Source organism: Streptomyces sp. NPDC053493 (genome assembly GCF_044544825.1).
Lineage (GTDB): Bacteria > Actinomycetota > Actinomycetes > Streptomycetales > Streptomycetaceae > Streptomyces.
In genome coordinates, this window is sequence record NZ_JBITXS010000015.1 from 1 (window position 1) to 24,983 (window position 24,983).

A 24,983-nucleotide genomic window follows, 5' to 3' on the forward strand; every position below is an offset into this window, starting at 1 on the left:
CCCGCGGAGCGGGTACCACATCGCTGCGCGATGTGCAAGCGAACCACCGCGCTGCGCGCGGTGGTTGCGCTCCCGCTCCGCGGGAGCGGAGCTGCAGGCTGCGCCTGCAGCTCACCCGGCCTGCGCAGCAGGCCGGGTGACGCTCCGTCCGCTGCGCTCCCGGAGCGGCTCAGTTGCGCCTCGCAGGCCCTGCTTCCGCTTCGCTCCAGCTGGGCCTGGGCGAGTCCGCTGCGCTCCCTCGCCCTGACGGGCCTTCCGGCTTCGCCTTCAGTCCCCTGAGGCCCGCTAGCGCGGGCCGGGCTGGCTGTGAGGGAGGCCAGCGGGGGCTATTCGGGCTGGGTGACCGTCAGGGCCCAGCGGATGGTGTCATCGGAGGCGTCGACCCCGATGCTGAAGGACCCGGGCCGTACGACGCCCGGTTCCATGGTCACCGAACCCGTACCTGCGGTACCGGTGGGACAGTCCACGGTGAAATCGGCGACCTGATAGCCCTGCGAGTCCATCGTCACATGCACAGTGCCGTCACCCTCGCACGCCACCGTCAGCACCGTCGGCAGGCCATCCCACGCCCCACCGGAAGCCACTCCCCCATCCCCGACCATCTCCTCCACCCACACCAGACCGTCCGGACCCGGATGCGGAAGCAGACCACCAGCCGCCACTGCCGGACCGGCACCCACCGCAGCCATCACGCCGGCAGCCAACAACGCGATCATGGACACACTCCTCGTACGCATTGCGTACTCCCTCCCCTATGAACACCTGTCACGACAACACCACCCTGCCCGCGAACAGACACACGCGCATGAGTACGCCTACTCACGGCCTCCTGAGTGAGGGCCCGGCGTAGGCCGGACCGGCAGGGTGGGTGGCCGGTGTCGACCTCTTCCTCACTGAGCACGCACGAGACCAGTGACAATCCACCGCGACCAGGGATGACGATCGAGCCGGCTATCGGACCACCGAGGCCGCCAGCTTGGGTCGAGGCCGGGCAGATAGGCGCGGTCGGACGGTTTTCCAGCCGAAGGCCAGGTACGCAAGAGATGTGGAACGGAGTCGGAGCCGGCGTCTTGGGTGCGGCTGGGTCTGACGGCTCCGACGCCGACGAAATGCGGGACAGTCAGATTCGATCGGTCTTGCCTTCGGGTGTCCAGGACCAGGGCTTCGGTGCAGGCACTGGGCCCTCCATGGCGCTGCGGAGCTTTTCCTTCAGGCTCTTCGACGGTGCTTCCTTCTCTTCTCGCGTGTGCACGAGCCGGGCCGTGGTCACCCGTATGTGGCATTCGCGGTGACGTTGCTTCACGAGCACTATCCACGCCCCGTCTTGAGTGAGCAGGACATGGCGGGCGGGTTCGTCTCCTGGGCGCGCGTGCCGGGCCAGAATGCCTGGCAGATGGTTGAGGGCCGCATCCTCGGCGGCCGCGACCGCCTCCGCCCGGTCCGGGCCGACGCGGTGCGTGCCGGTGAGCATCCACCGATGCAGCTTGAGGTCCGTGCCGTCGGCACGCTGGGTGGTGCGGGTGTCCTCTTCGATGAGGACGTACCAGTCATCGGTCACAGTCGGCGTCTGCCTGTCTTCCGGAGCCTCGCATGCCCGCTGTCCTGCAGCAGGTGTGCGGAGAGCGGAAGCCCCCCGTCGGGAAAATATCATGACTCCGCTTACAGACCCACAGTGCTTCATTTTTTACCCCTGATAGAGTCTGGAATGAACACCGACTGCCGGCATTTTTCGCCCCGCGGATTCTACGGCCGTCCGTTTCACTGGGCCGGCACCACCCAGTGGGTGGTTTGGTGCCGTCAGATGTACGCGAAACCGCTGGTGGTAAGGGTACTTCGACTCATGTCCTTCGCAGGCTGACAGACAGCAGGAGGCCGAACGGCATGGCATTGAAACACCTCCGCCCGCACCAGCGGGAGGCCGTCGATTCGGCACTTCGGACACTCAAATTGCCTGCAAGATCCACTGTGCCCGAGCAAGGGCTGCGGACGCAGGTGGTCATGGCCACCGGGTCGGGCAAAACCCTGGTCGCCGTGCGCAGCGCGGAGGAGCTGCAGGCAGGCCGTGTGCTGGTGCTCGTGCCCTCGCTGGACCTGCTCGCACAGACCGAGGCCGCCTGGCAGGAAGGAGGCCGAACGGGCCCGATGATCGGAATCTCGTCCCTGCGGGGCGAGGAGGCGGGTTTCCCGAACACCACGGACGTGGCAGAGCTGGTCAACTGGGTTCGGCCGTTCGACAAGGTCACCGTGTTCGCCACGTACGCCTCCCTCGGGCTCGGCACCCTGGAACGCGCGCACCAGGACGGCCTGCCGGGCTGGGACCTGATCGTGGTCGATGAGGCGCACCGGACCTCCGGCCGGATCGGAAAGCCGTGGGCGGTCGTCCACGACAACACCCGCATCCCAGCCCTGCGCCGCCTCTACATGACCGCCACGCCCCGCCTGTGGCAGCTGGACGAGGACTCCGAGGGTGCGCCGGGCGAGCTGGTCGCCTCGATGGAAGACGACCCCGAGGGCCCCTTCGGCAGCAGGGCGTTCACCCTGACTCTGTCGGAGGCGATCGACCGGGGAATCTGTGCCCCCTACCAGGTGGTGTGCGTGGACATCACCGACACCCAGCTCCAGGCCGCTCAGCTCCTGGGCGCCGAGAACCGCTCGGACGAGGTCCGCGGGGCCCGACTCGCAGCCCTCCAGACCGCGCTGCTCAAGGCGTCGGCCGAGGAAGGCTTCCGCCGCACGCTCGTCTTCCACCACGTGGTAAAAGAGGCCGAGGCGTTCGCGGCCGGCCTGCCCGACGTCGCCGCGCAGCTGCACGCCGCCGACCCCGAGCTGTACCCGCGCACGATCTGGGCGGACTGGCTCTGCGGCGACCACAAGCCGGGCCACCGGCGCCGGGTTCTCGGGGAGTTCGCCGACGGCATCGCCACGGACGGCACGGTCGTGGAAAAAGGCTGCCTGGGCTCGGTGAAGGTCCTAGGCGAGGGCGTCGACACCAAGAACTGCGACTCCGTCTACTGGGCCGACGTCCGCGGCTCCATGCCCGACCTCGTCCAGGCCGTCGGCCGCGCACTGCGGATGCACCCCGGCGAAGGCAAGGTCGCCTCCCTCGTAGTGCCGGTCCTGCTCGGGCCCGGCGAGACACCGGACAACATGCTCACCAGCCGGGCCTACGGCGGGCTGGCGAAGCTACTGGAAGCTCTCCGGGCGCACGACACCCGGGTCGTGGAGCAGCTCGCCGAGCAGCAGGCCCAGAGCCGTGTCAGAGGCGTCCAGAGCCGCAGTGGGGACCTGGAGAGCCGGGGCGAAGGGAACGAGTCCGGCGGCCCGTCGAAGCCCGCCCGGCAGCTGCTGAAGTTCTCCACACCGCGCGACCCGACGCAGCTGGCGACGTTCATCAACCTGCGCGTCCTCAACCCCGAACACGAACACTGGCGACGCGGAGTGGAGGCCGCCGCCATCTACGCCCGAGAGCACGACGACCTCCGCGTGCCGTTCACCTACCGCGTGCCCGCCGCCGACGACCAGGAGGCGGAGGAGATCGGGTGGCCGGCCTCGCTCGCAAACTTCCCCCTCGGGCAGTGGATCGCCGACAACCGCCGCTTCTACGCCCGCGGCGACATGGACACCGGCCGCATCGCCCAGCTGGAGAAGCTCGGCATGATCTGGTCGCACTACGACGTCGCGTGGGAGGAAGGACTCGCGGCCGCGCGCGGGTGGGCCGAGGTGAACGGGCACCTCCTGGCCCCGCTCGACGCCACCCACCAGGGCTACCGGGTGGGCATCTGGCTGAAGAACGCCCGCGCCGCCGCCCGGCGCGCTCTGGAGCTCGAGCAGCGCCAGGCCGAAGGGCTGCCGGTGGAGTCGTCGGCCGGTGCCCTGTCGCCGGAGCGGCGCGAGCAGCTGGAGGACATCGACCCCTCCTGGTGCCCGGCCTGGCCGGTGGAGTGGCAGCGCGCCTTCCACCTCGTCCGGCTCCACCTCGATGAGGCCGGCGGCACGCTGCCGACCCAGCCCGGCAAGGTCATGCACCAGGGCGAAGACCTCGGACGATGGGTACGGGCCCAGCGCCTCGGCTGGGACAAACTCACCACCGTGCAGCAATGGATGTGCGAGCAGGTCCTCGGCATCACACCCGCCACCGAGGAAGAGAAGCCGCCCCCGCGCCGTACACAGGCCGACAAATGGGCACTGAACTACCAGGCCGCCCGCCAATACTACGAACGCGAGGGCCACCTCCAGGTCCCCAGGAAGCACGTCGAACGGATCGCCGGCGAGGACCAGAAGGAGCGGGAGCTCCGACTCGGGGCGTGGATCAGCAACCAACGCAGCAGGGCCGCGACACTGACGCCGGAACGGGTGGAGCTGCTCTCCGCCATCGGAATGCGATGGTCCTGATCGCGGGCGTCGTCGCCACCGCGGCCGCCGCGCTCGCGGCCAGCGACCAGCCCGGGCGACTGCGCCCGTGGCGACGCCTGGGCGACTGGGCAGCCGATCAGCTCCGCCACGCCGTCACCGCGCCGCGCACCAGCTGGCGCACCATGCACGCCCCGGCCACCGACACCACGGTGCCGGTACCAGAGAAGGCCGACAGTCGATCCGCCCGCCTACGCAAAAGCTCACGCGGCGGGCGACCACCGGGCTTCGATGAACAGCGGTACAAGAAGCGCAACACCGTCGAACGGGCTCGCGACCCGGTATGACAAACGCGGATATCCTCCGCGGTTTCGTGGGGCAGTTGTCGACCTCGATGAACAGCAGCGGCACCCGGTCGTGCGGGGCGGTCAGGACGATGTCGGCCTGGGCGCCGCCCTTGCCGGGCGCGTTCCACGTGCCGGTGGCGGGCAGCGGGACTTCGGTCCAGTACGAGGCGATGGTGCCCACCCCGCGCGGTCCGTCGATGGCGGCCTGGACGTGCGGCGGGTCGACGGCGAGGCTGCTCGACGGCTGCGGTGCCCGCAGCTGCCGGTAGGCACCCTCTCCACGTCCGCGAACAGCGGCTGCAGGTAGGCGGACTTGAACTCAGACCGTGTCATCACGCCAGGGTAAAAACGACCCTGAGGTTGATCCCTGGGAGTGGACACCGGGTTTCTTTCCGTACCCGGCGAGCGCGCACCGACCGGTGGTGGCTGGTGGGTGATCAGCGGTGTACGCGGGCGAGCTGGGTGTTCATCTCGGTCAGGAACCGCACCACGGTGTGCAGCTCGTCCGGGCTGAAGTGGGCGCGTGCGGCATCGGTGGACTGGGCCAGCGGCCGGAAGTACTCGCGTGCGGCCTGGCGGCCGGCGGGTGCGTAGTGGAGGTTGACCACGCGCCGGTCGTCGGCGGCTCGGACCCGGTGGATGTGGCCGGCCTTCTCCAGCCGGTCCAGGCAGGCGGTCACCGCACCGGTGGTGAGGTTCATGTGGGTGGCCAGCCGCCCGGGGGTCATAGGGCCGTCGCCGTGTCCAGGGTCGGCGTCCAGGATGGCGATCAGAGCTTGGACGTCGGTCAGGTGCAGGCCCTGCGCCTGGGCGAATTCCTGGGCGATCCGGTTGAACTCCGCGTTCATCGCCCGTAGGAGCACGGCGAAGGACTGCATCCCGATCGGGTCGTCGGACGGAAGAACGGTGGGATCGGTGTCATCGCTGCGCATGCACACAGCATATTATCTCTCAATCATTGAGATACTTTTCTATTGAGTGAATAAAGGGGTGTCCGTGAGAGGCGCAAGTCGATGGATCCGCTGGCTGGTGCCCGTGATGCTGCTGGTGGTCTGGCTGGGGATCGGCGGGACGCTCGGTCCCTACGCGGGAAAGCTGGGCGAGGTCTCAACGAACGACCAGGCGGCCTTCCTGCCGCGGGGTGCAGAGTCCACTGAGGTCCTCAGGGCAGGCAGGGCCTTCCAACAGTCCGCATCGGTGCCCGCGATCATCGTCTGGCAGGCCACGGACGGCCGACAGGTCACCGAAGGCCAGCAGCAGGAGGTGACGCGGGCCGTCACGGCCCTGGCCGGGCAGCGCGGCATCCAGGCCCCGCCGTCGCCAGCCGTCCGCTCTGAGGACGGCCTGGCCCTGCAGGTGGTCGTCCCACTGGCCCCCGACCTTGGCGAACAGCTGCCGACCGTCCTCAATGAGGTGCGTTCGAGGACGGCCTCGGTGGCGGGGCTGAGCGTGCAGATCGCCGGTCCCGCAGCCACGCAGGCCGATCTCACGGATGCCTTTTCCGGCATCGACGGGCTCCTGCTGGGCGTCGCACTCGGAGCGGTGCTGCTGATCCTGCTGCTGGTCTACCGCAGCCTGCTGCTTCCTCTTGTGATCATCATCAGTGCGGTGTTCGCCCTGGGGCTCGCGTGCGCGGTCGTCTACGTGCTGGCCGACCGCGGCCTCGTGCGGGTCGACGGCCAGGTCCAGGGGATCTTGTCCATCCTGGTCATCGGCGCGTCGACGGACTACGCACTGCTGCTGGCCGCACGGTTCAGGGAGGAACTCGGAGCGCGGAGAGACCGGATGGCCGCAGCGCTCGCCGCCGTCCGCCGCTCGGCTGGCGCGATCACCGCCAGCGCCGCGACCGTCGCTCTGGGCCTGCTCGCCCTGCTCGCCAGCGATCTGACCAACAACAGGGCCCTGGGCCCGGTCGGCGCGATCGGCATCGCCGCCTCCGTCCTGAGCACCCTCACCTTCCTGCCCGCAGTCCTGGTCCTCCTCGGCCGCGCCGCGTTCTGGCCCGCAATACCCACGGCCGACGACGCCACGGTCCAGGGCCACACCGTGTGGCGCCGTATCGCGGCCGCCATCGACCGGGCACCGCGCCGCATCTGGGTCTCCACGACGCTACTCCTCCTCGTCCTGGCCGCGTTCTCGCCGAGCCTCTCCTCCAAAGGGGTGCCGCTGGAGGAGATCTTCGTCAAGGAAGCCCCCTCCGTCGCCGCACAGGAAATCCTCGGCCGGCACTTCCCCGGCGGATCCGGACAACCAGTGGTGATCATCGCGAGCGCCGCGAAGGCCTCCGAGGTCCAGACCGCAGCCCGGGCAGCGAACGGTGTCGCCGCAACAGCGGTCACCGACGCAGGATCGCCTGGCGGCGGCGAGCCGACGGCCGTCGACGGCCGGGTACGTATAGATGCCACTCTCGAGGCCGCCGCCGACAGCGACGCCGCGAAGAACACGGTCGCCGAACTGCGCGAACGCCTGCACGCCGTTGCGGGCGCGGAGGCGATCGTGGGCGGCTACACGGCCCAGCAGTACGACACCGAGCAGACCGCGGCTCGCGACCGCATGGTCATCGTCCCGGTCGTCCTCGCCATCATCTTGCTCATCCTCGTCCTGCTCCTGCGCTCGATCCTGGTGCCGGTGCTGCTCGTGGCCACCGTCGCCCTGAACTTCCTCGCAACTCTGGGCGTGTCCGCTCTCGTATTCGAGCATCTGCTCGGATTCAGCGGCACCGACGCCTCCGTTCCTCTCTACGGATTCGTCTTCCTAGTGGCGCTCGGCGTCGACTACAACATCTTCCTCATGTCCCGCGTCCGCGAGGAGTCCCTCATCCATGGCGTCCGCCGCGGTGTACTGCGCGGACTGACGACGACCGGCGGGGTCATCACCTCAGCCGGGGTGGTCTTGGCGGCCACCTTCGCCGCGCTGATGGTCATCCCCCTCGCCTTCCTCGTCCAGATCGCCTTCATCGTCGCCTTCGGCGTCCTCCTCGACACCCTCGTCGTACGGTCCCTCCTCGTTCCTGCACTCGTCATCGACATCGGCCCCCGCAGCTGGTGGCCCAGCAGTCTGGCCCGTGGACGGCAGCTGGACCCGGAGGCCGGCGAACCTCACCGCAAGCCGTAGCCGTCGGGCCCGGTTCCGGACGGGGCCGCTTGCCGGGCTGTTGTGGCCCGCGGGCGCCCAAGGCCGCGCCTGATCGTGAAGGCGCGGCCCTGGAACAGCCATGGGGTGTCCTGCCGTGGCAGCGGTGACGGATGTGCCGGACCGGCTTGCCGCCGGTCTCAGTTCTTGGTGAGGGTGCAGGTGTAGGCGGCGGCGCCAGAGCCGCTGTAGGCCTCGAGTTCACTGACCACCGCGGGCTGCGCGCCTCATCCACACCTCCGAGCACATCAACACCCACCGGCCAGCGCATCAGAACTCACGAAACTGAGACAGCCTCACCCCTCACGCGATAACGCTCCACGACAACGATGCCCCGCGGATCTCTCACCCCTAAGACAGTGACCTCTCAGCGCGAAAACAACCCGTGACCAGCATCAACACCTCTAAACATCGCTGTCCCTCACTCCACTGTCACCAAACCGAGAGATCGCAACAAGCCCTACCTGGAACGACGCTTCGCCGAGGGATGTACCAGCGTCACCCGACTGCACGGCCAGCTGGTCTCCGAGCACGCTCCAGTCACCTACGGAATGGTCCGGGCCCACATCGCTACCTTGCGCGGGGCTCCGTCCGCCACATCGCCGCGGCCGCCGACGGTACGGCAGGTGACCGGCTGGCTCACCCGCCACCCTGCCGCACTGACCGAGGAGGACCGGGCCGGTCTGAAAGACGTCCTGGCCCGCTGCCCCGAACTGGACACGGCAGCCGGACACGTCCGCGACTTCGGCGAGATGCTCGCCGGCCGCCTCGGCTCCACACTTCCCACCTGGATCGACGCCGTCGACGCCAGCCAGCTGCCCGGCCTCACCGGCTTCGCACTGCACCTGCTTCGAGACCTCGACGCCGTGACCGCCGGCCTCACTCTCGACTGGAGCTCCGGCAGAATCGAGGGCGCCGTCAACCGCATCAAGAAGATCAAGAGACAGCTCTACGGCCGAGCCGGATTCGATCTACTCCGCAAGATGATCCTGCTCCAGTAGCCTTCCGTAGCTCCCAAGATCTTTTGCCTATGGAGCCGTATCGCGCAGGTCAGGGCGGTTCCTTGGCAGTCCGAAGCCTGCCATCTTCTTTTCCTCGTAGGACAGGAAGCCCAGGCTCCGGTAGAACGCGTGGTTGCGGCTGCCCTCTGGTGACGCCTCGTGGTCTGTGGACAGGAGGAAGAATCGGCAGTGGGAGTAGCGCCGCATCAAGTGCTCGACCAGTGCCCGGCCAACCCCCTGCCTGTGGTTCGCCGGATTGACCACGACGTCCTGGACGTAACAGATGTGCTCGTCGTCGGAGACGGTCCGGGCCAGTCCCAGGAGGGATCCCGATCCGTCCCGTGCCGTGATGACGAGGTGAGAGTTCACGAGACCGCGACAGAGCTTGTCGACGTCGCTGGTGTAGCCCTCCCAACCGACCGAGTCGTAGAGCTTCAGCACCTCAACAGGATCGAAAACGCCCTCTTCCGCTATGAACATGTCGATCCCCTATGCGCTGGTGCCACTTCTCACCGTCAACTCGACATCACACACGTCGGGCACGTCAAGATCGATCACTGTCGGCCTGGTCGCCCCTCGCGGGCTCCCCGGCTCGTGGACAGGTACTGGGGAGACTGACAGGGCGCGCGCCCGTCTCATGAGACCCTCGCAATCGAACGCTGGGATGACGCTCCGAGACCGCTCCCCAAGATCCTTTGTTTGCGAGTTACGGGTTCTGGCACAGTGGACCGCGAGGACCCTGCGGACCCCGCCGGGCCGGCGGAAGGTTCGCGGGCCGCTGGAGGCCGCGCTGGCGGGCGGAGACCGTCTGTACGGCCAGCGCGTGGCGGGCTTCGACCTCGCCATCGTGGACGAGGCACACGCCACCGCCGGCGACCTCGGTCGGTCATGGGAAGCGACCCACGACAACGCCCAGATCCCCGCCGACTTCCGGCTCCACCTCGGCGACATGCCCGTCGCCCTCTCCGACGCCCAGCGGAGCACCCGATGATCGCGCCAAGTGGCGCCTTCGGAATCCGGGCTCGGGGAACATCGGTACAGCGACCATCGGTGAGAACGATCACGGCCGTCTAACACAGTCATCCAGCTCCGAGATCCTCGTCAGCCACGATCAGCTCTGCGTCTCTTCGCGGCGTCCCACAGCGGCCGCATCCGGTACGAGAAGCAGCTTGCCTGTGGTACGCCGAGCCTCCAGATCGCTGTGGGCCTGGGCGGCCTCGGACAATGCGTAGTGGCCCGTTACGGTGACCTCAAGCGCCTTGGAGCGCACCCACTCGAACACATCGGCGGCCCGTCGGAGGAGTTCGGACCGGTCGGCGATGAAGTCCCCGAGGCTGGGCCGGATCAGGGTCAGCGAACCGCCGTGGGCGAGCCGAATCGGATCAAAGGGCGGCACGGCACCACTTGCCGCGCCGAAGAGCACGAGATGGCCGCGGGTTCGCAGGCTGGCGAGGCTCGCATCGAAGGTGTGCGCGCCGACGCCGTCGAAGACAACCGGCAGTCCCTGACCGCCGTTGAGCCGCCTCACCTCGGCTGCGAGATCGTCGACGGCGGAGGAAAGGATCACTTCAGCGGCCCCGGCACGCTTCGCCAGCTCGGCCTTCGCCGTGGTCGACGTCGTGCCGATCACCCTGCCGCCGAGATGGGTGATGAGCTGGGTCAAAAGCAGCCCCATGCCACCAGCAGCCGCATGCACGAGCACCGTGTCGCCTCCCTGAACCGGGTAGGCGTCCTTGACGAGATAGTGCGCGGTCATGCCTTGGAGTAGCACGGCGGCGGTGGTCTCGAAGCCGATGTCGTCGGGCAGCGGCACCAGTCGGGTGGAGTCCACGACCGCCAGCGCGGCATACGTGCCGGGAATCTCCACCCAACCGACCCGGTCCCCGACTGCGACGTCAGCCACGCCGGGCCCGACTTCGACGACCGTCCCGGCGCCCTCAGCGCCCGGAGTGAAGGGCAGCGGGAGGGTGTACCGGCCTTCGCGGTGGTAGACGCCGAGGAAGTTGACCCCGGATGCGGCGACCTCCACGACGGCCCCGCCCGGACCCGGCCGCGGCTGGTCCACCTCGGCCACCTGCAGTACACCTGAATCGCTCGCATGACCCCTCCAATGATCGGCTCGTCCCCACCAACCTCGTTGATGGCGATCCGATTCCCGGCAAGCAGACCACTCCGCAGCCCACGCCGCTCGACGGCAGCCAGGGCCTTCCCGCGGTCCCGGCTCAGCGCAAAGCCCGCCGCGAGTACGATCGTTCTCACCGATACCGCTGTACCGGCGGTCCCCTAGGCCGGATCACCCCTTGTCAACGATCTGGTGACCGTAGGCGTCGACCTGTAGGGCGCCGTCACGCACGTCGCGCGGCCGGGAAGTGGCCCGTGTATGCCCTGCCCTATCACCGAGGGGCGGGGACTCGAGCGCCTCGGCGAGGAAGACCTCGTTACGGGTGCTGCAGCCGTCGGCCGGGGCTTGAACTTCCTCCGCGCGTACCCGGCCCACTCGTCGGCGACAGGGATCTGCTGCATCACGGCCGCCAAGGTCAGCACGTCGGCTGCGGCGGGCGTCGAGGGTGCGGCGAGTGCGGTGTGCGGGACGGCGAGCGGCGCCAGAGCGAGAGATGTTCTTTGACCACGGTCATACGCGTACCGGCTGGCGCCTAGTCGCGGCTGGAAAACACCGGCCACGGATCGTCCGCCCGCGGTTCGGGCGGGTCCTCGTGGCCACCCTGCGCAACGGTCGGTGCCCGGGCCGTGCACCGCGGAAGGCATCGCCCGCGCAGTCATCGGCTTCGCCGCGCACATCCTCACCGATGACGACCGTGAGGACGGCTCCGACGTACTGCGCGAGCTGGAGGCCGTCGAGGTGGGTCCTCGCCGGCCAGGCACACGACTTCCCCTCCGCCTCGGACCACCTGGCCCGCGAGGCCCCCTCGACGGCGTGGAGCCACCCCTGCCCCCGTACCGCCCCTGACTGGACCGCCTGGCCGCCTTCGACCCCCGCCGCGTCCTCTTCGCCCACGACGCCTCGGTCTGGGAGCCGCCCCGGGTCTCTGACCTATGCTCGAAGGAGCGGACCCGACCAGCCCCGAGAGGGGAGAACGGTATGGAGAGCACCCGGATGCGCCGCCTGTTCGAGCAGCACCGCGAGGCGGAGGCGGCGCGGGACATCGACGGCATCCTCGGCACGTTCACCGAGGACTGCTTTCTGGAGACCAAGGCCCTCGGCCTGCGCAGCCAGGGCCGCGACGCGGTACGGGCCGCCTACCGGCAGCAGTACTTCACCGCGTTCCCGGACCTCAGCCCCGAGGACGAGGGCATCGGCTTCGGCAACGACGTGATCGCCGTCTGGGGCACCCTGCGGGGCACCAGCCTGGGCGAGTGGCTGGGCGTACCGCCCGGCGGCGGCACCTTCTAGGTCCCGTTCACGAACATCGTCCCGTTCCGCGAGGGCCTCATGGCGGGCGAGGCCATCTACTTCGACCTCGCGACCCTGTGCGAACAGGCGAAGATCCCGCTGGAGGACGTACGCGCAGCAGCGGCGGCACGCCGAGTGCCTTGAAGCCCGGCGGAGGCGGTGCGCCCCGTAAGGGGCGCGGGACTGCGCGAGCAGCCACAACGAACCGGCAAACGCCGAACAAGGCAGAAGTTCAACGGCGCTGACGCGGGCCCCGCCCAGCCGTCACCGCTCAAGAAGCATCCGCAGCAACTCCCGCGCGGCCCGCGGCGGCGCCACGTCACTGCGGTGCGCCAACGCGATCGTCCCGAATGGATCGCATCGGCGACCGCCACAGATCTGCCGAGCCTTCAGAGATTTGCCCGGCACCTCGAACGCGACCTGGATGCTGTCACCGCCGGCATCTCCCATCGTGGAACTCAGACGTCGTTGAAGGACACGTGAACCGGATCAAGATGCTGAAGCGACAGATGTTCGGCCGCGCGGGATTCAAGCTCCTCCGCACGCGCGTCCTGCTCGCCAAGTGACCCTGTCACCCAACTTGATCCGGCTACCTTTGCCCCTCGTCGATCCTTCGGGGCATCACGCCGAGGATGAGATTCTCAAGGGCGTGCGGCATTGCCCCGAAGCTGGCGACCCAGCCCTCGACCAGGTAGATCTCACTGTGCTCATCGATGCCGAGAAAGAACCGGCCGTGATCGAGCTCACCGAGGGGGAAGAGCTTTCTCTCCATCTCCGCGCTCCACTCGGAGAACCGGTCATCCTCTCCCCACGCCAGCGCCGGGTCTAGTGCGAATGACTCGCGGGCGCGGTCGATTCCCGGGCCACCGACGCTGACGGTCAGCCCGCCGAACTCTTGGAGGAACGTCTCCGCAGCATCGTGCATGACGATGCCGACACTTTCGAACATGGACCGCCAGCCAGTCGTATCGACGCGCCTGCCAGGCGTCCATCCCGAGGACTCCAGGACCTCAAGCACCTCCGGCATCCATTCGCTCACGACAGACCCAGCTCCCGCCAACTTGAAGTAGGAAGCGATCATCTCACCAGACGAACCGAGCGAGTACAGCGTGTCCGATCACAAGAAGTGGACCAGAGCCCACGAGCCGACAGCACTTGCTCGCCACTTCGGGAGGAACCCGGGATTCGAACAGCCCGTGACCCGCGACCGGTCTCTGCGGCGGACGGAGCATCACAGGCCCCGGGCGGTCGTCGCCTCCGGACGCGGGACACGGCGGAGGCAATAGCACCCAGGCCCTGCACTTCATCGACATCGCCCACAGCAGAGGCACCACCGAGTCACCGATGCGCCGCGTGCGACTGGACACCGCCCATGGCCACATCCTGCCGAGTCGGTGAGGCTTTGAATGGGCTCAGTGGCCCGAACTGTAGTACCCGCCGAGCTGATCGCGATAGGCGGGGTCGCCCAGGTGCTTCTCCTTGTCGAACTCCGGCGCGTTCTTGATCTGCTCCTTGGTAAGCGAGACCCAGATTCGCCGCTCCTCGTTGTCGATGGCCGTCACGGTGCTGGCGGGCAGCAGAACTTCCTTGCCGAAGATCCATACGCCGGTGTCGACGACGATGTACTGGTTGGCGACCTCGTTGGAATGCTTGTCGACCTTGCCGATGTGCCCGTCGGCGGCTGCGACCTCGTACCCCGTGAGGTCATCGTCCGGGCCGTGACCGGCGGTCGGAACGTAGCTCCACATGTCATTACTCATTCAGGACTCCTTGGTCGATACCTGCAGTGCGGACTGTGAGGTCCCGCTTGAGCAGCGTGCCCACCACCAAGCCCTCCAATCGAAGGAAATAGTCTCCGTCGAATCTAGAGGTGGCCGGTTCCTGGAGAGGGGAAGCGGGCCCGCGCGGCGTCCGGATCGCAGTGGCCCCCGGGAAGGGGCGCAGCGGCGGTCGCGTTCGTCGCCCACCGCCGGGCGCGGGCCTGTCGTTCGGCTCTTCCGCGACTCCTAAGGAAAATGTGACTCTTCAACATGCGGGCCTACCAGTCCTGATACCGATATCGAACGGAGCTGGAAGCAGGTGCCTCCCAAAGTGGTGAATATCTGCTGTCCGTTTCTCGTGGACAAAGCCAGGCGTCTCTCGCCCGTGGCGGCGCATTTGCAGCGGGTCGCCGCCGGCGTCATGGGCGCAATGGAGGCGCAAGGGGCAGCAGGACGACGCAGTAGGCTGCCAGATGTCCGCACAGCGCCCCTAAGGCCTACTGCGTAGCGGTGTTCGCCCCGTCGCCGAGGGTGCGGCGCGCAGCCGGTGCCGAGGTGGAGCGGGCGCCGAGGAATCCCCTGTCGCGCAGCTCGGCAAGGTCGGGAAGTCGACGGCCCGGCAGTTCGGCGATCAGGTCGGCCTGGGCGGCCTTGATCGGCGCAGGCTGGGGCCCGGGGCCGAGGGTGCGGCGTGCAGTCACGCGGGCATCGTACGACCGCGCACGCCGTGTCCCGGTCTCATGGAGGCCACCGCAGCCGGCTAAGCCTGTTGGTCAGACCAGGTGGCCGACGACGTCGCCGCCCGGGTCTCGGCGAGCACCACCGCCGCCTTGACCCGCCTGCCCACCGGCTCTCGGTGCACCTCGATGCTGCGGCAGACGGCCATCACGATCTCCAGCCCGAGAGCGCGAGGCACCACCACGAACCTATGCGTGCAGGCCCGCCGCCACCCATCAGGACAAAAAACCGAGGCCGCACGTAACAAACCGTCTCCAGCGCCCCATAACTAACTCAGTTCAGAGAGGAGGGGAGGTGCGAGGGGCTGATGGCCTCTCGGGTGAGGTAACCGTCGCGATCTAGGTCATCTAATGTGAGGCTGAGCGTCAGGCTGTGTCCGGGCCGGCGCCGATGGCGCCGGCCGAGCGCCGGTCGGCCGGCATCACTTACACGACCGCGGAGCAGTTGCCCGAGCGGGCGGCGCCGGACGGTACGACGATCGTGGTCGGGAACCCCGCGGCCCGCTCGACGGTGCAGGTCTTCGAGGACCCGCGCTGCCCCGTTGTTGAGGAGTTCGAGCGTACGGGCGCGGCCGCACTCAACCGGCTGCTCCTCGACGGGGAGATCAAGGCCGAGTACACCTTTGCGTCGTTCAAGGACCGCCGGCTGGGCGGCGACGGCTCGAAGCGGGCCGTGAACGCGCTGCGGGCTGCTCTGGACCGGGGAAAGTTCGTCGAATACCACGCGGTGCTGTTCGAGAACCAGGTCGAGGTCGAAGAGAGCGGCGGGTTCACCACGCAGCGGCTCCTGGAGCTCGCCGAGCAGGTGCCTGGACTGCGTGACAAGGGCTTCGACCAGGCCGTGAAGACGATGAAGTACCGCTCCTTCGTCACCGCGTCCGAGCAGGGCTACGAGCACACCGGCGACGACCCGGTCGGGCCCGGCACACCGACGGTCATCGTCAACGACCACACGATCGACGGCGGGCTGTACGGCGCCAACTTCGACACGCGGTACTTCTACCGCATGGTGAAGGACCTTCACGACTTCCCGCACACCTGGGACACGGTCTATAAGCGAGCACTGGGGCCACAGCGGAAGTCGTCGTAGCATCCGGCCCCCTTCTGCAGCATTCCGGCAAGCCGCCGCAAGGGTACGGCGACGCAGCGGTGTGTCCCCTTGTGAGTGCGCTACGTGACCGAGTCCGCCAGGTGCGTGTCCGCCCGTGCGCTCCCAGGGTGGCGCCGTCGCGGCGCGCCTGGGCTTCGTCCCGTACGCCGTCAGCGACGGCTTCCGGACCTGGCAACTCGTCCGCGCGGGCCGGGAATAGACTCTGCCTGCTTGCGAACAGCTTTCGCATTTTCCGACCCTCGTGAACCGTCCCTGGGGGGGACTACTTGCAAACCGCCCATGCCGGGAGAAGACCGGCAGGCCCGCCGCGCGTCCTCGCGCTCCTCGCACTGATCGTCGCGGTCATCGCGTCCGTGCTCGGCCCGGTCGCCACCGCGTCCGCCGCCGCGTCGCCGACGCCGACGCCGTCGAAGGCCGCACCCAAGGCCGCGGCGCCGAAGGCCGTCGCGTCCAAGACCACCGAGCCCCGGCTCCTCGCCGCCCGCGAGATCGCCGGGGGCGGCCTCACGGACACGTGTTCCGGGGCCATCGCGCCGAACACGGTCCACACCTGCTCCGCCTGGCCCGAGAACCACACCACGAGCTTCACGCTCGACGTGCCGCGGGCGAAGGACGTCGTGTTCGCGCAGGCCGTGGACACCCAGGGCGACGACGTCAACGTCTCGCTGACCGCTCCCGACGGCTCCGCCGTCACCTGCGACCGGCCCGACGACTTCGGCGCGCACCGCTGTCCGACCACGCAGGCGGGCGCGTACACGCTGAAGGTGTCGGACTCGTGGGGCAGCAGCGGCGGGTTCTCCGTGTCGTACAAGGCGCTCCTGTCCGACGTCTCGTGCGCCCATGTGACGGACGCCGACACCGCCCTCGGCAGGCCCGCCGCCCTGGCGACGAGCCTCGTGGCCGGGTCGACGGGCAACTGCTTCGCGCTGCCGACGGGCACCGGTGAGGTGCTGCGCCTGTACGGCACCGACTACCGCGTGTCGCACACGGTGTACGACGCCGAGGGCGCCCAGATCTGCTCGACGCGCGTCTCCGGCAACCAGTACATGGACTGCGCGCTGACCGGCACCGCGCCCTACCGCGTGCTCGCGGCCGAGCGGGACGCGGCGAGCGCGGACCTCACGCTCACGCTGGCGCGACTCTCGAACCCCGGCGGCTGCCCCGTCGTCACGCCGCAGGCGTACGGCACCGTGCCGGACGCGACCGGCACCGAGCGCTGCCGCACGCTGCACGCCCCGGCGGACGGCTCGTACCTCTTCGACGCCGTGGCCCCGGACCTCGACGGGCGCCTGTACAACGCCGCCGGCACCCCGGTCTGCACTCCGGAGCCGACCGCGCCGTGCCAGCTGACCGCCGGTGTCTACACCTGGGCCCGCGACGCCCGCAGCAGCACCGGCACCGACGCCTACGGCGTCTGGTTCCTCGCGACCGCGCAGGCGCAGGGCTGCACGCCGGTCAAGGACGACGGCTTCGCCTCCGGCCCGGTCACCGGCACCTTCACGGGCGCCGGTCAGGCCCTGTGTCTGGGGCTGCCGACGGCCTCCGGCCGCGGTCTCTACTTCCTCGACCAGGCAACCGGCGAGGGCGCCGCCCACCCGACGATCCGGGTCTTCGACGCCAAGGGCGCCTCGCAGTGCGCGAACGAGAACGCGCCGGGGGTCTGCAAGCTGACCGGCACCGCCCCGTTCCACGCCGTGCTGTCCGCTTCGGCCGCCGGTGACTACAAGGTCGCCGTCCAGCGCACGGCCGAGGCCGCGGGCTGCACGCCGTGGGCCCAGTCGGCGTTCGGCAACACGTGGGGCGCCGAGGTCGCGCTCGACCGCGGGCAGACCGCGTGCCTGTCCCTCGCGGGCGGTGCGCATGCGACGGCCGAGATGCTCGACTACACCAACAACACCAACCAGGTGAACGCCTGGCTGCGGATCCACGACGCCGCCGGCAACGAGGTGTGCAGCACCCTCGGCGGCTCGACGACGACCTGCCGGTTCACGGCGGGCGCCCCGTACACGGCGCTCCTGACGAACAGCGGCCGCGTCGCCGACACGTACAAGCTGGTCCGGCGTGACATCTCGGCGACGGCCCCGTGCGCGGCGCCGAAGTCGCTGGCCGTCGGCGGGCCCTCCACCCCGTACACCTTCCGCGGGGACCTCGACAGCACCTGCCTGCGGGTGACGGCGGCGGCCACGGACAAGCTGTGGCTGTCCGTGCGGACGCCCGGCGCGGCCTACAGGACCGGCGCGGTCCTGGGCGTCGTCGACGCCACCGGCACGATCAAGTGCCGCACGTACGGCACCGCCGGCACCTGCCGGGTCAGCGGCTCCACCTCGTACGTGGTGTACGTCATCGCCTCCGGCTACGGCGAGACGCCGATCGCCTCGTCGGTGGACACCTGGCGGATCGCCACGGCGGCCGGCTGGGCCCCGGAGTGCACGGCGAACAAGGTGTCGGCGGCCGGCTTCGCCCCGCGGAGCGCGGTCCTGACCGAGACGTCCACGGCGTACTGCGCGGTGCTCGACCTCAAGCCGAGCCTGAACTTCGCCGTGTACGGCGTGGACAGCACGACGAACGGGGAGTCCCCGACCGTCAGCCTGCTGGCGGGCAACGCCTTCGGCGCGACGACGGACTATTCGTACCAGTGCAACGGCAGCGGCTTCCGCTTCGACTGCCTGACCACGGGCTCCGCGCCCACCGGGCAGTACGCGCTCGTGGTGACGCCGGGCAAGGCGCCGACGCCGTACGAGTTCACGATGCAGGGCGTCTGCCGCCTGGGCTGCGGCGGCTACCCCGCCCAGGCCGACGTGTCCTGGCTGAGCAGCACGACCGGCCCCGCCGGGACCTCGCACCCGGTGGAGCTGCGCGGCTCCGGCCTGACCCTCGGCACGCCGGTCAAGCTCCGCAACGACTCCACGAGCGGCGAGACCTGGCAGAACCAGGTCGTCTCCGTCGCCCCGGACGGCACCTCGATGAAGGTCCTGCTGGGCACCCGTGACCTGCCCCCCGGCCGCTACGACCTCCTCGTCGGCGACGGCGGCTACACCTCCGGCACCCGTTCCCCCGGCTACCTGCCGAACGCGTTCACCGTGACGGAGGCCCAGGCGACCACGCCCGGCCGTTTCGTCCCCGTCGCGCCGAAGCGGTTCCTGGACACGCGGTACGGCACGGGCGCGCCCAAGGCGAAGGTCGGCGCGGGCGGCACCGTGAAGCTCAAGGTCGCGGGCGTGAACGGCGTTCCGGCGACGGGTGTCACGGCGGTCGTCATGAACGTCACCGCGGTCGCCCCGGGCACGAACGGCTTCCTCACCGTCTACCCGGACGGCCGTCCGGTCCCGTCGGCGTCCAGCCTCAACTACACGGCGAACCGCACGCTCTCCAACCTGGTGACGGTCGCCGTCACCAACGGCACCGTGAACCTGCGCAACACCGGCGGCGCGCTCGACATCGTCGCCGACGTGGCGGGCTACTACACGTCGGCGCAGGGCACGGGCTCCTCGCTGACGTCGATCGACCCGACCCGCTTCCTCGACACCCGCTACGGCACGGGCGCGCCCAAGGCCCGGGTCGGTGCGGGCGGCTCGGTGAAGCTCAAGGTCGCGGGCGTCAAGGGCATCCCGTCGACGGGTGTCACGGCGGTCGTCATGAACGTCACCGCGGTCGCCCCGGCCTCGTACGGCTTCGTGACGGTCTACCCGGACGGCCAGTCCGTCCCGACCGCCTCGAACATCAACTATTCGGCCGGGGAGACCCTCCCCAACCTGGTGGTCGTGCCGGTGGTGAACGGCTCGGTGGTGCTGCGCAACAGCGCGGGCTCGGTCGATCTGCTCGCCGACGTGACGGGCTACTTCTCCGCCACGGGCGCGTCGTTCACCGCCGCGGAGCCCGTGCGGCTCCTGGACACCCGCAGCGGTCTCGGCGCGCGGGCCGGGGTCGTCGGCCCCGGCGGCGTGGTGAGCATGCGGGTCTCCGGCGTGGCCGGGGTCCCGGCCGAGGGCGTCACGGCGGTCGTCCTGAACGTGACCGTCGCCGCCCCGACCGCCGGCAGCTTCCTGACCGTGCACCCGCACGGCCGGCCGCGTCCGGCGGTGTCGAACCTCAACTACACGGCGGGCAGGACGATCTCCAACCTGGTGGTCGTGCCGGTGGTGGACGGGCGCATCACGTTCACCAACCACTCGGGGAACGTGCAGGTCATCGCCGACCTGAACGGCTGGTTCAGCAGCTGATCCCAGCCGCTGCCCGTGGGTGACGAGGGCCGGACCGCCGACGCGGTCCGGCCCTGGTCAGTGGCCGGGCCGCAGGGAGACGACGATGTCCCTGTCCGTGTTGCGGGTGATGAAGAGGCCGGAGTTGTCCGGCAGCGTCAGGTAGGGGACCTCTGTGCCGACACTGAGGACCTTCGGGTCGCCGGTGACTGTCCGGAGGTTGAGCTGGGCGGGGACGGGTTGGGTGTCGCTGCCGATCGAGTCGTCGCGGACCGCGCCGTAGGCGGTGCCGTCGTCGCGGATGGAGGCCACGACGATGGTCTTGCGGTTGCCGTCGCCCTGGAGGCAGATGCCTCGCTTGGTCTGCAGGTCGAACGCGAGGGGACCTGCGGCCAGATAGCGTCCGTCGGGTGAGGTGATGATGGAAAAGTCGCGGCTGGCGCTGGTCTCGTCGGGGATGTCGTAGTCGCAGACGACCTGGGCGGTGAGCGTGCCGGTGGCCAGATCGTGCACGGACCACACGGCGTTGTCGTCCCGGCCGTACCTGCCGCCGGTGTCCCAGCCGGCCAGCACGTGCCCGCGGGCGGCGGCGTAGACGGTGCCGTTCCAGGAGTCGAGGATGCCGGTGGTGGCGTTGACCTGCTTGGGCTTGATGGAGTCGCTGAACCACTTCCCCGGGATGCCGAAGCCCCCGCCGCCCATGCCGACCAGCGGCCCATCGGGCGTGGCGGCCATGACGCGGCTGCTGTTGCACGCGGCCGCCTTCTCGCACTGTGGCAGCAGCTTGTTGGCGTCCTCGTAGACGGTGGTTTTGCCCGTGGCGGCATCCACCGCGGCCGAGGTACGCGGGAACGCCCCCGCCTCGCCCCAGGCCACGAGCAGCCGGCCGCCCGATGCCTGCACGCGGATCTTGCCGGGACCGGCGGAGACGGGCACGTCGATCTCCCGCACCGGCTTGACCGCGGACCCGGAAGCATCCGCCGGGTAGAGGGCCAGGCGTACCACCTCGACGCCCTCATGGAGATCGTCCTTGCCGCGCATGCCGTGCGCGTACGCGACCACGTACGCCTGGCCGTCCTGCTCGAAGCCCATCACGTCGGGGATCTCGGCGGTCTCGCCGGTCGTGCTGTCGCCCTGGGCGCCGTCGACGGGCGTGGGCGGGTTCCACGGCGCGGACCTCCAGGTGGCCTTGCCGCTGCTGCCCGACCGCGCGGTGATCGTGTATCCGTTGGACGCCGCCTGCATCACCGCGACCGTCTCCGTGCCCGGCACGGTCGTCACCGGCAGCGTCGTCACCGCCGGCGGAACCCAGCCCAGCTTCTCGTCCCAGCCCTCCGCCACGTCGAAGGCGGTAGGCACACTCAACTTGAGGAGTGGCTCGGAGCGATCGGCCGGGCCCGCACCGGGCTTGGACGAGCCGGAGTCCGACGCCGAGCCCGAACAGCCGGTCAGCACCGTCAGCACCGTCAGCACCAGTGCCCCAGCCACCGCCGCACGCGCTCGCATGATCCCCCGCCCTTCGCAACTGCCATGATCCGGTCAGGACCGAACCCTAACAACGCGCCTCGAGCCCTCCCGCCGTCCGGCGCGCATATCAGCCAGATCACCAGTGCGTTGTGGCTGTGGCGCGTGCGCTTCGCTCCGCTCGTCGAGCGACGGAACACTACGTAGCCCCGCCGCCGGGGTCGGGGCGCCCTTCGGCCCTACTGATCGGTCATGACCAGTTAAGACAGAAGTGGCCTTGCTCAGCCTTCTGCCTCAGGTGCAACTGCCGCTGGGAAACCCAAGCGATCCAGCAAGGTGGCGAAGAGCTCTTCCACGAAGGTCTCATCAGACCGCAAGACCTCCTCGATCGTGGTCGCGGCCACGTCGTCGCCAGCTCCCGCGGACCGAGCCCAGGCCAGGGCGCGGCGGGCGTCGCCGGGTACGCAGGCGTCCAGCTCGAAGAGGGGACGGTCCGAGATTTCTGCCGCGATCTGGAGATTCAGCCACGCGTCCCACCGATCGCCACCGGGTTCCATACCCCACACCAATGCGACGTCGCTGTCATGCACGGATGCCACGGAGGCCGGAGCCCCTGTCCACTCGACCACGGCTCGCAGGACGTCCTCGGTCCTGCCGGGAAGGGTCCCGTGGAACTGCCACGTCTGCCATCCACCGGGCCGTGGCCACCAGGCGGCTATGCCACCCTCGTCATCCTCTTGCGCACCGCTGAAGACTGGGGCCTCAATGAGCGGACGCTCACTGCGTCCGAAGACCAACTCACCCGAAAAACCCATCGCTGCTCCTCTCCAGCACCGTTTCCCGCACGATAGGGGCGACCTCTGACAACGGAGATTCGTCGACCTCGTGCTGGGCTCAGGGGGTGCGGTCAGCGGATCTTCAGTGTGGCGCAGGTGAACGTCGTGGCCTGGAGCAGCGCGGGAGTGATGGCGACGCCGGTCAGGTGCTCGGCCAGAGCGAAGGCTGCTGGTGAGGACAGATCCGTTTCCGGATCGTCATCGTCGAAGTGGAAGCTGATCCGGTGCATGACGCTGAGGAGTTCGTCGGGTGTGGTGCCCCAGCGGTCCTCCGGGAACATGGGGTCGAAGCACAGGCGCAGGACCTGGTTTTCGGCCCAAAGGAACGTGCCGACGCCGTTGATGTTGACGAAATGGGAGACCCAGCTCGCCTCCGCGGAGGCCGGCAGCGCTCGTTCTTCGGTGACCCCGAGGTAGCCGTTCGGCTCGATCAGCAGCGTCCACGCGCCCACAGTCGTCATGGCGACAAGCTGCCGGTTCCCCTCCTCCAGGTCGTACTGGGCGAAGGCGGCGTCAACGACTGCGGCTATGCCCTGCAGGGGTGCCTCCGGGCGTCCTTCGAGCCGGGACATCAGCTCAGCAGGCGACAGACCCCGCACCAGGGTGAGGCAATATGCCTCAGCGATGTCTGGAAAGTCGTCCTCGAACCATGAGTAGTCCGCTGCTGTCTTCGTCATGCCGCCCATCCTCGCCCCCGCGTCTGACAGTGGAGTGATCGCCCTTGAGCGAGACGCCCGCGAGGTTCCCGCTGAGCCCCAGCCGGCGCAAGTTGTCGGTCCTTGCCACTACGGTGCGACGCATGGGATCACTGATCACCACCATCCGTGGGAACGATGCCGCCGCCCGCTTCCTGGCATGGCCGGGCGACTTCGACCTGGACCGAGGCGACCACGTCGAGGACGTCCACCTGGCATCCGGCGCGACGTTGGAAGGCTTCGCGGGCGATGGCGCTGGGGGCACGTACTTCTTCTGGGGCGACGGCGGCGAAGAACGCCCGGTGCTCTACGCGGATTCCGAAGGTGGGGCGGCCCTGAGGCGGGGCGGCCCTGATCGCGATCGGCCTGCCTGAGCTTCTACGGCTGCTGCTGGTCACCCCGTGGTGGCGCGACTGCCGAACGTTCACGGTGCAGGAGAGTCGCGAGCTGGCCGCCGAATACCTGGAAGACATGCCCGACCTTGCCGCGCGCCGGGACCGAGCGGCTGTTGCTCTTGACCTCGACCTTCCTCCCGAGGCCGACGTTCTGGTCCGCTTGCGTGAGGTCGCCAGTGGGGCCGGCGAAGACTTCGTCCTGATCTACACGCCGGAGGGCGAGCCCTACGATTCGCTGATCAAGGGCTGAGCGGCGGCGCGGTCAGACGTGCGGTGGTCGTAGCAGAACTACTCCTCAAAGGCGATGTCGATCCCCCGCGGAAAACTCCTCGTACCTGGCCAGCCGACGACCCAGTGCGGATGCCGCCGCCGGTGCTCGGCATTCCAACTCGGTCCAGTGAACGAAGCGCAGCTCGCTCGGCATCTCGACGAGTCCGGTAATCGCGTCCCAAAAGGCGGCCCAGTTCATGCCGCAGAACGACGGAAACAGCCCCCAGGAAGCCGTTGCCGCCCATGATCAGCGCAGTCATGCAGCCTCACGGCGCCCGCGGCGACCGTCCTCCGTAGGGCACGGAGGCATTCGAACATGGTCTGACCCGTTCCCGCGATCCGGGCGCTGGCGTCAAGGAAGAGGCGTTCGCGCACCTCGTAGATGCGGGCGTCCGTCAGCGCCAGGCGGCTCGCCTCCTCCAGGTCGTCGCCTCGGCGCCGCTCTGCGCGAGGCGGCGCAGTTCGGTGTGGGCCGCGCCCGCCGCCGTGATGAACTCCGTGTAGACGTCCGCGGTCGCGGTCTACCGCGACGGCGCGAAGGTCGTCGACCTGTGTCGGCGTGCCTGAAGGCCGCGGTGGTGTTCCTGACGGGTGCGCAGGCGGTCGGCGAGCACCGTGCCGGCTATCGCGATCAGACCGCCGCCCAGTGTGGCGACCAGCGTTCCCCACTCCATAACGCGTCCCCCCAGTCGGTGCGGAAGGGCGCGCCCCGCGCCGTCCCGTCCAGCAGATCATGCCCGGCCGCCGGGGCCGACCGAGCACGTCTCGGCTCCGATCTTCCACCGGGCCAGCTCCGGCCCTTACTTCACGCTCAGTCAGCCCCCTCCACGGAAGGCGAGCGAGAACCGGAGCCCGTTCCGGCCACTCCGGAGATTCGGGACGGTGGCGTGCCCGCCCAGGTTCCTTCGGAGACGGGGCGCACACCCGGCGCACGGGGGCTTGCGGCGCGCTCAGGGGGCGCGGAGCGGGGGGCCGCAGGGGCGAAACTCGGTATGGCGGAAACACTCGGACGATAACGGGCAACTTCCCCGCAAAAGGAACAGTCGGTGGCTGAATATGTGAGAGGTTCCCTGTTTTGCATATGCCCGCCGCTCGGTCCCGGCGGATTGATCTTCCGCATTACCCGCAAGTAGGAGGCGGATTAAAACTCTTGGTCTGCATGAATCCTTTAGTGTGAGAGGTGTGAGCGCTGCTTGCGGGGGAAGCTGGTCGGAGGCCGCGGCGCGTGCCGTGAGGCGTGCGGGCCGAGGGAGGCCGGGCCGAATGCCGGGCGC

General features: G+C 69.1%; 22 protein-coding genes and 2 pseudogenes. 12 read left to right on the forward strand and 12 right to left on the reverse strand.

Annotation, left to right across the window (positions count from 1 at the left end; genetic code table 11):
• Nucleotides 1-326: 326 nt before the first annotated feature.
• Nucleotides 327-716, reverse strand: a complete 390-nt coding sequence (locus tag ACIGO8_RS30655) for a hypothetical protein (RefSeq protein WP_399737447.1) — start codon at nucleotides 714-716, stop codon at nucleotides 327-329.
• Nucleotides 717-1,120: 404 nt separating this feature from the next.
• The gene (locus ACIGO8_RS30660; RefSeq protein WP_399737449.1) at nucleotides 1,121-1,558 is read right to left on the reverse strand and encodes a hypothetical protein; all 438 of its coding nucleotides are present in this window, start codon (nucleotides 1,556-1,558) and stop codon (nucleotides 1,121-1,123) included.
• Nucleotides 1,559-1,881: 323 nt separating this feature from the next.
• Between ACIGO8_RS30660 and ACIGO8_RS30665 the strand changes: the two genes are divergently transcribed.
• From ACIGO8_RS30665 to ACIGO8_RS30675, 3 genes are read left to right on the forward strand one after another with little or no spacing between them, the layout of a single operon-like run.
• Nucleotides 1,882-4,392: a Helicase associated domain protein gene (locus ACIGO8_RS30665; RefSeq protein ID WP_399737451.1), complete on the forward strand. Its 2,511-nt coding sequence runs from the start codon at nucleotides 1,882-1,884 to the stop codon at nucleotides 4,390-4,392.
• The gene (locus ACIGO8_RS30670; RefSeq protein WP_399737453.1) at nucleotides 4,383-4,697 is read left to right on the forward strand and encodes a hypothetical protein; all 315 of its coding nucleotides are present in this window, start codon (nucleotides 4,383-4,385) and stop codon (nucleotides 4,695-4,697) included. Before ACIGO8_RS30665 ends, ACIGO8_RS30670 begins: the two co-directional genes overlap by 10 nt.
• A 26-nt stretch (nucleotides 4,698-4,723) precedes the next feature.
• Entirely contained in the window at nucleotides 4,724-4,966 is a 243-nt protein-coding gene (locus ACIGO8_RS30675; protein ID WP_399737455.1) for a hypothetical protein, read from the forward strand.
• A 168-nt stretch (nucleotides 4,967-5,134) separates the two neighbouring features.
• Here the strand turns inward: ACIGO8_RS30675 and ACIGO8_RS30680 are convergent, their stop codons facing one another.
• Complete coding sequence (locus ACIGO8_RS30680) at nucleotides 5,135-5,629, reverse strand: MarR family winged helix-turn-helix transcriptional regulator (RefSeq protein ID WP_399737457.1); 495 nt, start codon at nucleotides 5,627-5,629, stop codon at nucleotides 5,135-5,137.
• Between the two features lie 106 nt (nucleotides 5,630-5,735).
• Here ACIGO8_RS30680 and ACIGO8_RS30685 point away from each other — a divergent pair, with 106 nt between their 5' ends.
• Together ACIGO8_RS30685 and ACIGO8_RS30690 are read left to right on the forward strand one after the other, a co-directional pair.
• The gene (locus ACIGO8_RS30685) at nucleotides 5,736-7,811 is read left to right on the forward strand and encodes an MMPL family transporter (RefSeq protein WP_399737605.1); all 2,076 of its coding nucleotides are present in this window, start codon (nucleotides 5,736-5,738) and stop codon (nucleotides 7,809-7,811) included.
• 464 nt (nucleotides 7,812-8,275) lie between these two features.
• Nucleotides 8,276-8,830 (forward strand): annotated as a pseudogene (locus ACIGO8_RS30690) (transposase); the annotation flags it as partial.
• Between the two features lie 27 nt (nucleotides 8,831-8,857).
• On the opposite strand, the gene ACIGO8_RS30695 reads toward ACIGO8_RS30690, so the two are convergent.
• Nucleotides 8,858-9,310, reverse strand: coding sequence for a GNAT family N-acetyltransferase (locus ACIGO8_RS30695; RefSeq protein ID WP_399737459.1), 453 nt, complete (start codon nucleotides 9,308-9,310; stop codon nucleotides 8,858-8,860).
• Nucleotides 9,311-9,653: 343 nt separating this feature from the next.
• Here ACIGO8_RS30695 and ACIGO8_RS30700 point away from each other — a divergent pair, with 343 nt between their 5' ends.
• A complete protein-coding gene (locus ACIGO8_RS30700; RefSeq protein ID WP_399737461.1) occupies nucleotides 9,654-9,821 on the forward strand; it encodes a hypothetical protein in 168 nt (55 codons plus the stop codon).
• A 120-nt stretch (nucleotides 9,822-9,941) separates the two neighbouring features.
• Here ACIGO8_RS30700 and ACIGO8_RS30705 read toward each other — a convergent pair whose 3' ends face one another.
• Nucleotides 9,942-10,904: a quinone oxidoreductase family protein gene (locus ACIGO8_RS30705; RefSeq protein WP_399737463.1), complete on the reverse strand. Its 963-nt coding sequence runs from the start codon at nucleotides 10,902-10,904 to the stop codon at nucleotides 9,942-9,944.
• 790 nt (nucleotides 10,905-11,694) lie between these two features.
• Between ACIGO8_RS30705 and ACIGO8_RS30710 the strand changes: the two are divergent.
• A pseudogene (locus ACIGO8_RS30710) lies at nucleotides 11,695-11,873 on the forward strand (N-acyl homoserine lactonase family protein); the annotation flags it as partial.
• A 57-nt stretch (nucleotides 11,874-11,930) separates the two neighbouring features.
• Nucleotides 11,931-12,242, forward strand: coding sequence for a nuclear transport factor 2 family protein (locus tag ACIGO8_RS30715; RefSeq protein ID WP_399737607.1), 312 nt, complete (start codon nucleotides 11,931-11,933; stop codon nucleotides 12,240-12,242).
• A 589-nt stretch (nucleotides 12,243-12,831) separates the two neighbouring features.
• On the opposite strand, the gene ACIGO8_RS30720 is transcribed toward ACIGO8_RS30715, so the two are convergent.
• From ACIGO8_RS30720 to ACIGO8_RS30735, 4 genes are all read right to left on the reverse strand, one after another.
• Nucleotides 12,832-13,281, reverse strand: a complete 450-nt coding sequence (locus tag ACIGO8_RS30720) for an SUKH-3 domain-containing protein (RefSeq protein ID WP_399737465.1) — start codon at nucleotides 13,279-13,281, stop codon at nucleotides 12,832-12,834.
• A 373-nt stretch (nucleotides 13,282-13,654) separates the two neighbouring features.
• Nucleotides 13,655-14,002 carry a PRC-barrel domain-containing protein gene (locus ACIGO8_RS30725; RefSeq protein ID WP_399737468.1) on the reverse strand — a complete coding sequence of 116 codons (348 nt, stop codon included), beginning with the start codon at nucleotides 14,000-14,002 and terminating at the stop codon, nucleotides 13,655-13,657.
• 497 nt (nucleotides 14,003-14,499) lie between these two features.
• Nucleotides 14,500-14,703 carry a hypothetical protein gene (locus tag ACIGO8_RS30730; protein ID WP_399737470.1) on the reverse strand — a complete coding sequence of 68 codons (204 nt, stop codon included), beginning with the start codon at nucleotides 14,701-14,703 and terminating at the stop codon, nucleotides 14,500-14,502.
• Nucleotides 14,704-14,762: 59 nt separating this feature from the next.
• Nucleotides 14,763-14,918, reverse strand: a complete 156-nt coding sequence (locus ACIGO8_RS30735; protein WP_399737472.1) for a hypothetical protein — start codon at nucleotides 14,916-14,918, stop codon at nucleotides 14,763-14,765.
• Nucleotides 14,919-15,112: 194 nt separating this feature from the next.
• On the opposite strand from ACIGO8_RS30735, the gene ACIGO8_RS30740 reads away from it, so the two are divergent.
• On the forward strand, nucleotides 15,113-15,829 hold the full coding sequence (locus ACIGO8_RS30740; protein WP_399737474.1) for a DsbA family protein: 717 nt from the start codon (nucleotides 15,113-15,115) through the stop codon (nucleotides 15,827-15,829).
• Nucleotides 15,830-16,116: 287 nt separating this feature from the next.
• On the forward strand, nucleotides 16,117-20,070 hold the full coding sequence (locus ACIGO8_RS30745) for a hypothetical protein (protein WP_399737476.1): 3,954 nt from the start codon (nucleotides 16,117-16,119) through the stop codon (nucleotides 20,068-20,070).
• A gap of 57 nt (nucleotides 20,071-20,127) precedes the next feature.
• Here ACIGO8_RS30745 and ACIGO8_RS30750 read toward each other — a convergent pair whose 3' ends face one another.
• The 3 genes from ACIGO8_RS30750 to ACIGO8_RS30760 all read right to left on the reverse strand — a co-directional run bounded on the left by ACIGO8_RS30750 (nucleotide 20,128) and on the right by ACIGO8_RS30760 (nucleotide 23,026).
• Nucleotides 20,128-21,414: a hypothetical protein gene (locus ACIGO8_RS30750; protein WP_399737478.1), complete on the reverse strand. Its 1,287-nt coding sequence runs from the start codon at nucleotides 21,412-21,414 to the stop codon at nucleotides 20,128-20,130.
• A 380-nt stretch (nucleotides 21,415-21,794) separates the two neighbouring features.
• Nucleotides 21,795-22,103, reverse strand: coding sequence for a hypothetical protein (locus ACIGO8_RS30755; RefSeq protein WP_399737480.1), 309 nt, complete (start codon nucleotides 22,101-22,103; stop codon nucleotides 21,795-21,797).
• A gap of 317 nt (nucleotides 22,104-22,420) precedes the next feature.
• On the reverse strand, nucleotides 22,421-23,026 hold the full coding sequence (locus tag ACIGO8_RS30760; protein WP_399737482.1) for a DUF6461 domain-containing protein: 606 nt from the start codon (nucleotides 23,024-23,026) through the stop codon (nucleotides 22,421-22,423).
• Between the two features lie 122 nt (nucleotides 23,027-23,148).
• Here ACIGO8_RS30760 and ACIGO8_RS30765 point away from each other — a divergent pair, with 122 nt between their 5' ends.
• Nucleotides 23,149-23,418 carry a hypothetical protein gene (locus ACIGO8_RS30765; RefSeq protein WP_399737484.1) on the forward strand — a complete coding sequence of 90 codons (270 nt, stop codon included), beginning with the start codon at nucleotides 23,149-23,151 and terminating at the stop codon, nucleotides 23,416-23,418.
• Between the two features lie 55 nt (nucleotides 23,419-23,473).
• Complete coding sequence (locus tag ACIGO8_RS30770; RefSeq protein WP_399737485.1) at nucleotides 23,474-23,689, forward strand: hypothetical protein; 216 nt, start codon at nucleotides 23,474-23,476, stop codon at nucleotides 23,687-23,689.
• Nucleotides 23,690-24,983: the final 1,294 nt, after the last annotated feature.